The 13,202-nt window shown below is 62.5% G+C and carries 2 protein-coding genes; one reads left to right on the forward strand and one right to left on the reverse strand.

What is annotated here, in order from left to right; all coding sequences use genetic code 11:
• The coding region (locus R2N11_RS25370; protein ID WP_316682838.1) for a hypothetical protein at window positions 1–12,280 on the reverse strand (12,280 nt) is incomplete at its 3' end.
• 292 nt (window positions 12,281–12,572) lie between these two features.
• On the opposite strand from R2N11_RS25370, the gene R2N11_RS25375 reads away from it, so the two are divergent.
• Window positions 12,573–13,160, forward strand: a complete 588-nt coding sequence (locus tag R2N11_RS25375; RefSeq protein WP_316682839.1) for a tetratricopeptide repeat protein — start codon at window positions 12,573–12,575, stop codon at window positions 13,158–13,160.
• Window positions 13,161–13,202 lie beyond the last annotated feature (42 nt).

Genomic DNA, 13,202 nt, shown 5'->3' on the forward strand with positions numbered 1-13,202 from the left:
CCATCAGCACGTGGCCCGATACGTCATTGACGAACGTGCGGTTGTTCTGCCACTTGGTCGAATCGGTGATACCGACCAGGTTGCCGTTGACGTCGTAGCTGCTGGTGGTCGTGCCCGGGTCCATCTTGGTGCTGGTGCCCGAGACCGTGCTTTGCTTGTAGCCTTCGAAGCGCTGCAGACCGTAGGTGTACGTGTTGGTGTAACCGCCGTCGTAGTCCGTGACCGCGTACTGCAGCACGTTGCCGGCCGCGTCGTAGCTGTTGTAGTGGATGTCTGCCTTGAGCGCGCCGTCGCTCTTGAGCGTGCGCTGGTGCAGCAGGCGGCCGTTGGCGTCGTACTGGTTGGAGCGCACTTCCAGGCCGTTGGTCTGGTCTTGCGGCACGCCTTCGTTGAGCTTGGCGGCGTAGCCGGTGGGCAGGTTGCCCGAGCCGGTGCGCGTGACACGGCCCGCGCCGTCGTACGAGCGGTGGTCGATCTGTACGCCATCGCGCACCACGCTGCTCAGGCGGTTCAGGTTGTCATACGCATACGTCTCGGTGGTGTAGCCGTCTGAGCGTACGAACGTCGTCGGCGTCGTGCTGTAGATGGCCTCGCCCGCCTCCGTATAGCCCGTGATGATGCTTTGGCCGCCGGCGGTCGTGACCCTGTTGCCCCAATGCGTGTCGGTGAGGCGGTTGCCGTTCTTGTCGTAGGTGATGGCGTGGCCTTGCTGACCAATGTTGCCCGCCGCGTCCACACCGTCCACCACGATCTGGCGGTTCATCGCGTCGTACTTGAAGTACCGGCCAACATCAGAGCGATTGTTGCCGTCCACCGCGTGTTGCTCGATGTACGTGCGGTTGCCCACGTTGTCGTACTGGAACGAGATGTGCACCTGACCATCGGCCACATCGCGCAAGCGGTTCAGTGCGTCGTAGCTCAGGAAGTTGTCCTGATACACCACGCCGCCCTGCACGGTCTTTTCGCGAACGTGGTTGCCTGCCAAGTCGTAGGCATACGTGGTGGTCTGGTTGAGCGCGTTGTCCTGAATCGTGGTCAACTGGCCTGCGGCGTCATAGCTGTAGTTGAGCGACTGGCCGCGCGTGTTGCTTTGCCCGATGAGCTGACGGGCGTTGTCGTAGGCATAGCTGTAGACCGCCCCGCCAATATCGGTGTGGCGCGTGACCTTGCCAAAGTAGTTGTACGTCCAGGTCGCCGCCATTGCCGTCGGGTCCACCTCGGCAATCTTGCGGTTGAGCGCGTCATATGCAGAACGTGTCGTCTGGCCCAGCGGCTGCGTGACCGAAAGAACGTTGCCGCGCAGGTCGTAGGTGTAGCTCGTCGTTTCACCCGCGCCGTTGGTCTGGCGCAGGAGACGGCCAGCCTGATCGTAGGCGTAGCGCTCCGACACGTTTTGCCAGCCTTGGCTCTGCAGCTGGTAGGCACCGTTGATGGAAGTCACTTCCACCTGCGAATGCGTGGCAGACAGCAGTCGGTTGGCCGCGTCGTAGTTGTACTTGGTCACCAAGCCCATCGCATCGATGGTGGCGGTCTTGTTGCCGAAGGCGTTGTAGCGGTAGTTCACCACGCCGCCATCCGCATGCAGCTCGGCCGTGACGTTGCCGCCGGCATCGTAGACCTTGCCGTTGACGTTGCCGTTGGCATCCACCACCGCCACCTGGCGGCCCAGCGCGTCGTATGTAGAACGCGTAACGGGGCTCGCGCCGGTCTGATTACCTGCACCGTCTGGCTTGCGCTCTTCGATGACCTGGTTGTTGGCGTTGTAGCGATACGTCGTCTTCCAGTACGGCGAACGCGGATCGCTGATCTCGGTCACGTTGCCCCAGCGGTCTACCTTCTGGTTGACCACCGGGCGTGCCCAATAGGCGTCGCCGTTCGTGACGGCAACCTGGCCAAGCACTGCACCTGCCTGGCTCGCGCTCAGGCTGACCGACGTGCTGGAGGTGGTCGACACGCTGGCACTGTACTGCGCGGGAATCGCGCTAACGAAGTACGCCGGCGTATAGGGCGGTGTTGTGGATTGGCTAGTCGGCGGCGGCGTGGTGCCTGCCACCCAGACCTGCTGTTGCTGCGTCTGCCATTGGTACACGGTGTACGGCACGGCAACGGCGACGTTTCCATTCCAGGCGTAGTGCGCGCCCAGCGTCTGGTGGCCCGACTCATTGGTACCGATCACCACCGGAGCGTTATAGAGCGGCCGCGGTGCAGCCGTCATATAGGCATTCGGGTCAGCCGGATAGATCGTGACCTGACCGTACACCGGCACGCTGCGCGAGCGCTGCTCGTTCACCCACACGGTCGTGTAGATGATGTTGCCCGACTCGTCGCGCTTCGGAACCCGTTGCCCCGCCTCGTTGGTGATCATGACAGGCGGCCCCTGCGTGGGGACCTGCACCGTGTAGTACTCCGTGGTCCAGCCGACAATCTGCGTTTGCTGATACGGCACCGCTACGACAACATTGCCTTGCCACGCATAGTGCGCGCCCAGCGTCTGCTTGCCAGACTCGTCGGTGGCGACCACCACCGGATACGTGTACTTGGCCTGCGTATAGCCGCGGATGTACAGCGAAGGGTCAGGCGGGGTCACCGTTACCGGCACCTGCACCTGCACGTTGCGCATTTCATAGTGTCCGGGGCCCTGCGGATAGAACGTCAGGGTACCCAGCCCCTGGGCCGTGCGGTTGCCGCTGCTGTCTGTCGCAACAACTTGGTATTCGTAGGTGCCAGCCGCCATGCCCGTCACATTGACGAACTGGTATGCCGGGTTACCCGACTCGTCGGCGCCGTGATACATCACGGGCAGAGACGCCCAGGCACCGCCACCCTGCGGTCGATACAGGAACTGAACGTTGCCCGCCTTCGCCGGCCACTTCAACACCTTGGCAGGGGTTCCGCCAATGACGTTGCCGGCCTCGTCAGTCTTGTAGGTCGGGCGGCCATAAGTGTCGGTAATTACCTGAGTACCGACCACACCGTCGGCCAAGCCAACGGCAATCGGCGGATAGTTGACTTGCGGCACCCAGTAGCCGGGCACCTCAGCAACCTTAACGAACTGGCCCGTCGCGTGTGCGTAAGGTGCCGCACTGCCGCTCTGCGTCCACAGCAGCTCGAATTCATACGTACCGGCACCCACCGCCGACGTATCGACGCCGTACAGGCCATTGCCACGCGCCGTAGCCGTCAGCGTCTGCCAGCCGGCACCGCTGCCTGCCGGGCGATAGCGCAGCGTTTGCACAACGTTGTCGCCAGGGCTCTGCCAGGCCAGTACGCCAGCGCCTGCTGCACCGTAGGACAACGGCGTGCCAATCGTCTGGAGTGCCGGCGCCGCAATGCTCACGCTGCCGGTGCCCGTTACGCGGGTCACGTTGTCGCGGCCAACGGTAATGACTTGGTATTGATAGTTGCCAGGCTGCAGGTTGGCTGCGTCATAGCGCAGCACATCACCAAAGCGCACCAGCGGCAACGCGTTGCCCCAGTTGGCCGTACCGGCGGGTGCGAGCTGCAGATACACCTGCTGCATCGGATCTGCAGGCGCCTGCACCTCAATGGCGTTGCCGGCCGTACCGCTGCCGCTCTGGTCGATGACCTGCACCCACTCGCCCTGTGCGTTCTGCTTGTACACACGAACATGCGTAATCTGGCTGACGCCGCCGACCGTGCCAACGCCGTCCTGCCATGCAAACGTGGTGCCGTAAGCGCCTTGCTCTGCGCTCACGATCTGCGACCGCGACCTGGCCACGCCCGGCACCGTAACGGTGTTTCCGCTTTCGTTCGTGCCGCTTTCGTTCCTGCCGCCCGACTTGTGGTACTGATACGGCGCGGTTACGTAGTCGACATCCACCCGGACCTGACCGTTGCCCAGACCTTGCAGGCCCGACCACGACAGATTGATCTGGTTGGTACCAGTCCACGTGGCGATGCCCGACTCATTGGAGGCGGCCCTGGCCGATTGCATCGAAGACGACAGCGACACCGGATGCGCCGACACCCCCCCTTGCGATTGCAGGCGTTCGGGGCCTGTCTTGGAAACCTGCCGGCCGAGTGCGTCGTATTGCGTATCGGTGCGGCGCGCATTGCCCAACGAACGTGCGGCATCCGGGCTGCTGATCGCCGCGACATTGATATCGTCACGGCCCATGCCCGCGCTGCGGATGTCGGCCGTGGCATTGCCATAGGCGTCGAACAGCGTGATGCGATCTACGCCGTCGCCATTGTTGGTGCGCCACAAGTGGCCGGCGCTGTCGTAGTCGAAGTACTCCTGGCGCCCCCCGTTGACACCCTTGCGCACCACTTCGCCAAAGGCGTTGTATTCCATGGCGGTATCGGTAATACCGGCCTGTGCCTGTGTGACTACGGCCATGCCCGAGCCGTTGGCCTGCGCGGGGCTGCCCTCCCATTTGCTGACCCATTGGCCGTTGTCCAACTGCCAGACGCGGATGTAGGTGAGGCTGCTCAGGCCGCCATCAGCGGTGTCATTATCCGACCACGAGATGGTGGCGCCGCTAGGCACCTGTCCTGCACCAAAATCGACCGTACGGCTTGCCGCGTGCGACGCGACACCGCCTGTGCCACGCGACTGGCCGTTCTCGTTCGTGCCTAGCGAGTAGCGGGTGTCTGCGGTGATGTAGTCCACCTCCACACGCACCAGACCGCCCTGTGCGTTGATCAGCGACGACCACGTCAGATTGACCTGGTTGGTGCCGCGCATGCCGATACGGCCGGATTCATCCAGCACGACCCGCGACGAACTGCTGGAACTGACGTTCAGCCCCCCCTGCAGCACAGACGTCGATGCGGGGTCGAACGTATGCGTCAGTTGACCCAGCTTGTCGTACTGGTAAACCTCAAACTGCGTGTGCGCAACGCCATCGTTGCCGGTGACATCCATCCAGCTCTTGGCAAGCTGGCCGCGCTCGTTGTACGAGTTGTAGTGATTAACACCAGTGGCATCAGTCGTCTGGACTGCCTTGCCGTGCAGATCGTACTGCGTGTAGGTGTAGCGGTTTCCGGCCTGGCTCGACGTTCCGTAGCCGTCCACAGAAGCCGACGTGGCTCCGGTGGCGTACTCGGTCTGCAGCACAACGTTGCCGTAGGCATCGCGCCAGAATTCCGTCAGCGGCGTGAGCGCGGCGCCGTTGTCGGTGCTGGTGCGGGTGGGGGCCGCCACTGCACGGATGCGGCCCAGTACGTCGTAGTAGGTGTACGTTTTGCTGCCAGCCGCGTCGGTCACGCTGGTCTGGTTGCCGACCGCGTCGTAGGTGTACGAGGTCGTCAGGTTGCCGCGCGTGCTCGACCCGTTGGACGCCGTGCTGTATTCAACGTTGACACGCGTCTCGCTGGTCTTGCGATTGGCACGGTCAAAAGCGTACGTGGTGGTACGGTCATCCGCCGAACCGGCAGGCGCACCGTAGCTGACCTGCGACCAGCCGCCCGCCGCGATGGCGTTTGCGTACTCCGTCTGCGCCACGACGTTGCCTGCAGCGTCGAAGTTCTTGGTGGTCAGATAGCCCAGCGCGTTCACTGTGGCAATCTGATTGCCCCGCAGGTCGAAATAGTTGGTGGTGGTCGTCCAGTTGTTGGTAGCGGCATTGCGCAGCTGGCTGACCTGCACGGTGTTGCCAAAGGCGTCGTACGCCGTGCGCGTGGTCTTGCCTGCCGAGAAATACTGAGCACCCGCAGCGGCACTGGAATCGTAGGTAAATGCCTGTGGCTCCACGAGTTGCACCACACGACCCAGCTTGTCGTAGGTGGTCAGAATCGCGCGGTCAAGGCTGTGGTCCACCCCAGAGGCATTGATGGCACCTTCCACTGCCGTGCGCGTGGGTGCGCCGGCCGCGTTGGAGAAGGCGGTGCTCGTCAGACCGGTACGGGTGGCATAACGCACCAGGCGCGTTACCTCGCCAAATGCGTTGCGCGTGTAGCCGGTGACATAGCCCTCGGCATCCACTTCGTAGAGCAGCTTGCCGGTGGCGTCGTACGCCTTCGCGCTGCGGTTGCCCGCAACGTCCTTGCCGCCCACGGCATTGCCGAAGATGTCGTAGTAGGTCTCGGACGTGAGCGACATGACCGTGTCGCCACGAGCAGCGCCACCGTTCTGGCCATTGGCCGCCACGTTGCCCAGCGCCTCGGTGTACACGCCCACCGGCGGGAACGTCGTTCTGATCTGGCGGCCCAGCGCGTCGTACTCGTAGCGCGTGGTGCGCTCTTCCGGCCGCCCGGCTGCTTCAGTACGCGCAATCAGGTTGCCAAGGCCGTCGTACTGATAACGCGTGATGACCGATACGCTGATGTTCTGCGACACCTGCAGGCTGCCGTTCGCCCCACTCGGCGCCACCGTGACCGAGGTCACCAGCGGCGATGTTTCCTGGGTCAGTCGACCCACTGCATCGTAGGCGTACGACCAGACAGCGCCCAGCTTGTTGGTATAGGTCAGCTTCTTGCCCAGGCCGTTGTAGGTGTACGTTTCCGTACCACCCAGCGGGTCGGTGCTGGAGACGAGGTTGCCAGAGGCGTCGTACGTGTAGGTATTCGACTGATCCAGCGCGGCGGAGCCCACCACGGCTGCGCCGATCGCATCTGCGTTGGCAGCCACAGACGCGGGAATGGCAAGTGCGTACTGCGTGGTCCGAACAACCTGGCCGACGCCGTTGTACTGCGTCTGTTTCACATAGCCGAGCGCGTCGACCGTGTAGATCTGCCGGTTGCCGGCGTCGTAGCCGCGGCGCTCGATCCGGTCATTCGCCGCATCTGCACTCAAAAGCCCACGCAGCGTAGGCAGTGCCGCCGTGATGGATAGGTTTGTCGTGTCGATCGGCTTGGCGTAGACATGCACAGACGCCACGTTGCCAACACTGTCGTAGACGTTCTCGGTGGCGATGCCTTGCGCATTGATGGCGAGCACCTGGCGATTCGCGCTGTCATAGCCGAATCGGTCTGTCCGATCGTCGGCGCTGGCCTTGAGCGCCGCCCGAATCGATGCAAGCTGCGGCGTTGCGAGCGCCTGTGCGAGTGTCGTGCCTGTTAGCGCGCCTGCGTATCGCGTGATCGCCGCAACATTGCCGTTAGCATCGTAGACACGCTCCGTCACACCGCCCAGGGAGTCGACCTGGAAAATCTGGCGGTTGGCGGCATCGTAGGCATACGCTGTCACAAGGTCCGCTGCCGGATTGGGCGTGACCGTCGAGATGTCTTGCCCCGCGCTGACCGGCGTGGCGTAGCGGATCGTGCTCGTCAGGTTGTTCGCCTGGTCATAGACGAACTGCGTGACGGCGCCGAGTCCGTCCACCGTCCAGATCGGGCGGTTGGCCGCGTCGTAAATCGTGCGAACGTGTGAATCCTTGGCAGCGTTCGCGACAAGCGCCAGCGCCGCTGTAAGGGCGTCGACCGTGGCCGCTGTATCGGCCGGTACAGCGGCCGCGTAGACGATCTTCTCGATCACGTTACCGACGGGGTCGAGGCCCATCTGCGTAACAAAGCCCTTCGCATCGATCGTAAAAATCGGCCGATTGATGTCGTCGTACACCGTACGCACATGGGTATCGTGCGCGGGGTCTGCAACGACAGCGGGGGCTACCTTTCCGTCCCAGGAAGTGAGCGAGATACGATTTGCGTAGCCGACGCGCTCAATGACGTTGCCGTTGGCGTCATAGCGCAGTTCCGTCACGCTACCGGTGCCATCGACGCTATAGCGGAGATAGCCATTGGCGTCGTAAACACTCGACGTCACCACGTCGCTAAGCGGAGCGGCAGTAACGCGCGCAATCACATCTGCAAGCGTCGGTGCGCTGGACATGCCCGCAAGAGAAATCGGGGTGGCATAGGCCGTCTTCCGGACAACATGACCGGCGGCATCGTAGATCGACTGGCCGACTGCGCCGTTGGCATCGATCGTCAGGACCAGGCGATTGTTGGTGTCGTAGACGAAACGCGTGACATGGCCGTTGGCATCCGTGCTTGTCACCACATTGCCGTTGCCGTCATAGGCATAGGTCTTGGTGAGGTTGAGCCCGGTCGGGTCAGTCTGCTCACGAATACGCCGCCCTGCCTTGTCGTAGGTGTATGCGGTCACCACACCTGTTGGCGATGTCGCGGTCAACACGCGGCCAGCAGCATCGTAGGCGTACGTAGTCTGCAGGTTCAGGCCACCGTTATCCACCGTCTGGGTCAGAACCTGGCCCTTCTGGTCATACTGGTAGCTGGTGACCGTGCCACGCGGGTCCTTGACGGTCAGACGGTTGCCCAGCGCATCATAGGTATAGACCGTGGTCTGGTTCACCCCCGGCGGGTCCAGCCGCTGGGTCAATACACGGCCTGCGGCATCGTACGTGTAGTAGGTCGTGTTGCCGGAGGCGTTCAGGGACTGGGTGAGCTGCCCGGCCCGATCGTACGTGTTCTTCGTCTGCGTAACGTTGGTGTCCGTCTGGATCAGGGCACCGTTGGCGTTGTACTTGTAGACGGTCTGGTTGCCACGCGCATCCGTAATCTTGAGCGTCTGCCCATAGCGGTTGCGCTGCGTGGTCGTGACGATACCGCCGGGCAGCGTCACCGTGACGGTACGGTTCTTGTCCGAGTAGGCGTAGGTGACGACGTTGCCCAGCGCGTCCGTGCTGGTCAGTGTGCGATTGAACGCATCATAGGTCGTCTTGGCTGTGCCGCCGAGCGGGTCCTTCGTGGCAACCACGCGCCCGAGGCGATCGTAGGTCACCTCGCTCACGTTGCCGTTGCGATCCACCGAGCGGATCGCCCGGCCGAATGCATCGTAGACAGTGCTCGCAGCCAAGCGCAGGCCGGATGGGTCCAGCACAGATTGCGTGGCCTGGCCACGATGGTCGTAGCTGGTCTCTTGCACCACCGTGCTGCCATCAACTTGCGTCGAAGTGCGCGAGACCTCTTCGCCAAAAGCGTCGTAGGCGAACGTCGTCTGGTTGCCGTTGGCGTCCACCGTGCTCGAGACGAGCCCCCCAGCCGTGTAGGTATAGGTGACCTTGCTGTCCTTTGCCGCGTTGCGGACGGCGTCGATGGCGCTGGTCAGCGCAGCATTGACGATACCGCCGGCGTTGGCCCCCGTCAGCCCCGTCAAGGAGATGCGCGTGGCATAGCGAACCGATGCCGCCAGTTGCCCCTGCACGTTGTACTGCTGCTCCGTCACTTCACCCAGCGCGTTGACGGTATGCGTCAAGCGGCTGTCGACATCGTAGAAGTAGAGGGTGCGGAAGCCATTGGCGTTCGTGCTGCTGGTCCGGCGGCCCGCAGCATCGTAGGTGTACGTCGTGGCGTACTGTGCCCAAACGGCGTCGATCTGGGCCTGGGTCTGCCCCGTCGTCAGCTTGGTGGCGCCTTCTGCGGAAAGCTCCGCGATGACGCGACCCTGGATGTCGTAGCGGACGTTGAACTTGCGCAGGTCCGTGGTGCCCACAGCGGTGGACGTCGACGTACGGTTTCCCATCACGTCGTATGTGTATGACGTAACGGTGCCCTCAGCGTTGGTTTCGGTCAGAACGCGGTTGAAGCCGTCGTAGGTCCGTGCGGTGATCTGATCTGCCGCGTTGGTTGCCGGGCGAATCGTGGCTAGCGTGGAGTTAGCCGTGACCGTGCCGACAGCCTTGTTGGTGTAACGCGTGCTCTTGAGGACGTTGCCTGCCCCGTCATAAACCTTCTCGGTCAGGTAGCCTTCCGCATCGACCTCACCAACCTGCAGCCCACGTGCGTCATACAGGTAGAAGGTGTGTGCGTCTGCTGCATTCGCCGCCGGCAGGAGTTGGTCAAACGTGCCTGTTGCACGCAGGGATGCCGTAGTCGGTGTTGCATACGTGACTCGGTCCACCAATTGACCGGCAGCGTTGTAGCGCAGCTCCGACAGATAGCCTTCGCCATCGAGCGTGGCACGCAGCAGGCCGTCGGCATCGTAGAAGTTGCGCAACACACGGTCGGCCGCCGACGCAGTTGGCATCACACCGGGATCCTGCGGATCCGCACCCAACGGTGCGGTGTCGAGTGGGATGGCATAGCGAATGACTGCGATCACGCGACCTACACCGTCGTACTTCGTCTCAGTTACGGCCCCAGCACCATCAACCGACTTAATTAAGCGGCCGGCCCTGTCATAGATACGCCAGGCCTTGCTGTCCTGTGCAGACAACGCGGGGCGCATACTCTCCAGCGTTGGATTGGTGGGCCGTCCCTGTGTGTCGATCAGTTGGTTAATGGGAACGGAAGTTGCGTAGACGATCGTCTGGAGCAACCGATTCTCACGGTCGTAGGCGTACTCCGTCAGGGTGCCATTGCTATCGATATCGGCACTCTTGCGACCTGCTTCGTCATACAGCGACCAATGGCGAACGCCCGTCGGATCCTGCGTCATCAACAGGTGACCGTCAGCATCGTAGGCGTAGGTCGTTTGCCCAAGCGACTGGGCAGATCCATTGGATTGGGAAACACTGACCAGCCGGCCAGCCTTGTCGTAGAGGCTGGTCGTTACAAGCCCGTTGGCGGCGAGTACCGATGTCTTGTTGCCGGCATCGTCATAGCGCGTCGTGGTCAGTTGGTTGGCCGGGTCAATGGTTGCCACCAGGCGGCCCAAGCCGTCATAGCTGTACTGTGTGACTGCACCTGTACCGGTAATGGTCTTCAGCAGCCAGCCGTGTTGATCGTAGACATACTGCGTCGTTGCTGCACCGCTGGAAACACCGTTGCCGGCGGCATCCACCGCCGAGTAGGCGGTCGTGCTCTGCAGTTGCCCCCGGAAGTCGTAGGCCATGTCCGTCAAGGTGACGCGACGCATGTCCTGCGCGCCCCCCCAGGAGGCCAGTTGGGACTCCGTCAAGACGGACGTCTCGGTTAGTCCCGCAACGTTGTAGGTACTACCCGCATACGTGATGCTGCGCACGCGATTGCCTGCAGAGTCGTAGCGATACTCCGTCACTCGGCCCTCGGGCGAGATCACGAAGCGAAGCAACCCCTTGTTGGCGGCGTCATAAACGTAATGTGTCGTCAGCGGAGGCCTTTGCTGCCCAGAACCAGCGCCATTGGAATCCGCATACAAATAGGTCGATTCGCTCAGCAAGCGATTCTGAGAGTCGAAAACGCGCTTGACGACATTGTTTTCGGCATCGCGCTGTAACGTCTGGTTGCCATTGGCGTCGTACTCCATATCGATCGCCCGACCGTCGGCGCCGATCACACGTGTCAGATCACCGTTCGCGTTATACGAAAACAAGGTCTCCTGACGCAAACCGTATGCGGCCGGCGCATTGAAGTACGCCAGTTGCCCCTTGGCATCGTAGTAGTAACGCGTCACCAGACCGAGCGGATCGGTCATTGTGGTTAGACCCTTTACCACGCCATTGCTGTACGACGTGTCATAGCTATACGACGTGGTCTGCCCCAACCCATCCGTCACCGATGCGATGCGGTACTGGCCGCCGATGTTCACATAGGTGAACGCCAAGCTGCTGCCATCGGTCTGGGCAATCGTGGCAATGCGGTTGCTGGTGCCGTCGTAGGTGTACGTCGTCTTGTAGACGTTTCCGTCTGCGATCGAGCCGTCCTCCGGCGTCAGATCCACCGTGACGGTGGACAACCGGTTGCTCGCGTCGTAGGTATAGCTGACCGCGCTGAGCGCCTTGAGCGTGCCGTTGACCAGCACCATGCTGCGCACGCGCGAGACGTTGCCGCTCGCGTCGTAGTCGAGCTGGATCGACTCGCCATCGCTATTGCTGACCGAGGTGACACCGCGGCTACCCCAGGTGTAGGTCAGCGTCCGGCCCTGCGGGTCGGTACTGGTGGCAATGCGGCCGGTGGCGTCGTACACCTCGGTTCGCTGCGTGTCGCCATCCTTCCAGGTGTACTTGCCCGTGCCCGAGTCGTAGGCCAGGGTGTCGTAGGCGCCTGCGCCGTCCGTCGAGATGTACAGCCCGCGGCCGGTGTCATATTGATAGGTCGACGTCGAGCCGTCGCGATCGGTGCGAACTACCGAGCTGCCGGCAGTCAGCGCTGTGCCGTTGAGCTGCAGCTTGGTGTCCAGCCCATTCCACCAGTTATCGCCGTTGTCGTCAGTGAACTGGCCCTGGCTGTTGTACGTGCGAAGCGCGCTGGTAGCGCCGCCTACGCCGACCAGGCGGTCATCGCGGTCCTGGACAATGAGGTTGCCCGTTGCGATGTTGACGTACACCTGCTCGCCGTTACGTCCCGAGGCGGAGTTGCCGATGACACCGCGTTGCCCGAGGGTCGCGAGGGACGAGAGATTCAGGCCAATGCTGTTGCCGCTGACGATCGCTACCATGAGTTCTTCTTACGTATGGACGGTGAGTTCACGAGCAGTCGGGCTGGCAACAGGCACAGCAACATCGACCGGTCTTCGATGCAATACATCCGGAGACTCGGCGAAATGTTTAGCGGCGCACATCAATCGCGCAGCCGGAGCAAGATGTGCCGGGCCGGGCGCTAAACAAAATGAAAAACGTGTGGATATACTCTGAGCGGCTGTTCGCCCCAGGAGATCAGCCGAATACCATCTACCGCACTTGCCATGGCAAGTTGTGTCCGTTCGCCCCTTCCTGGGAGGATTGTCAGCATTGCAAACTTCAGATCCCGACGCGCTGCTGCGCGATGCCATCGCGGCCAGCCAGCGCAACGACAGCGAGACTGCGCTGTCCCTGTTCGCCCGTGTGAGCGAACTCGTGCCGCACTCGGCCGTTCCGCACTTGCTGGCGGGGGCTGAACTTGCGCAAATCGGCCAGTATGCGGAGGCTGAATCCGCCTATGCCAGAGCGGTTCTCGCCGATCCGCAACTGCACATCGCGCGCTATCAACTTGGCCTGCTTCAGTTCACCTCGGGCAACGTGCCCATGGCGATGCTGAGCTGGCAGCCGTTGCTGGAGCTGGGGCCGCAGAATGCGCTCTCGCTGTTCGTGCAGGGGTTCGCCCAGCTGGCGCAGGACAACTTTGCCGATGCAGCGTCGCTGTTCCATGCCGGCATGGCAGCCAACACCGATAACCCGCCCCTCAATGCGGACATCGAGATGGTGTTGCAACGCATGGCGGAGTTGCCTGGCGCAGGTGATCGCCCTGCACCACAACCCACCGAAGCCGCACAGCCGAGTGCCGAGGAACCGCCGGTGGGCGCGCACGTATTGCTCTCCAACTACGGCTCGCTCAACTAAGGCCGGTACGTCGCCCGGCCCTTCCCCTGCTTTCTAGTATTC

Source organism: Ralstonia flaminis (assembly GCF_958415495.1).
Lineage (GTDB): Bacteria > Pseudomonadota > Gammaproteobacteria > Burkholderiales > Burkholderiaceae > Ralstonia > Ralstonia flaminis.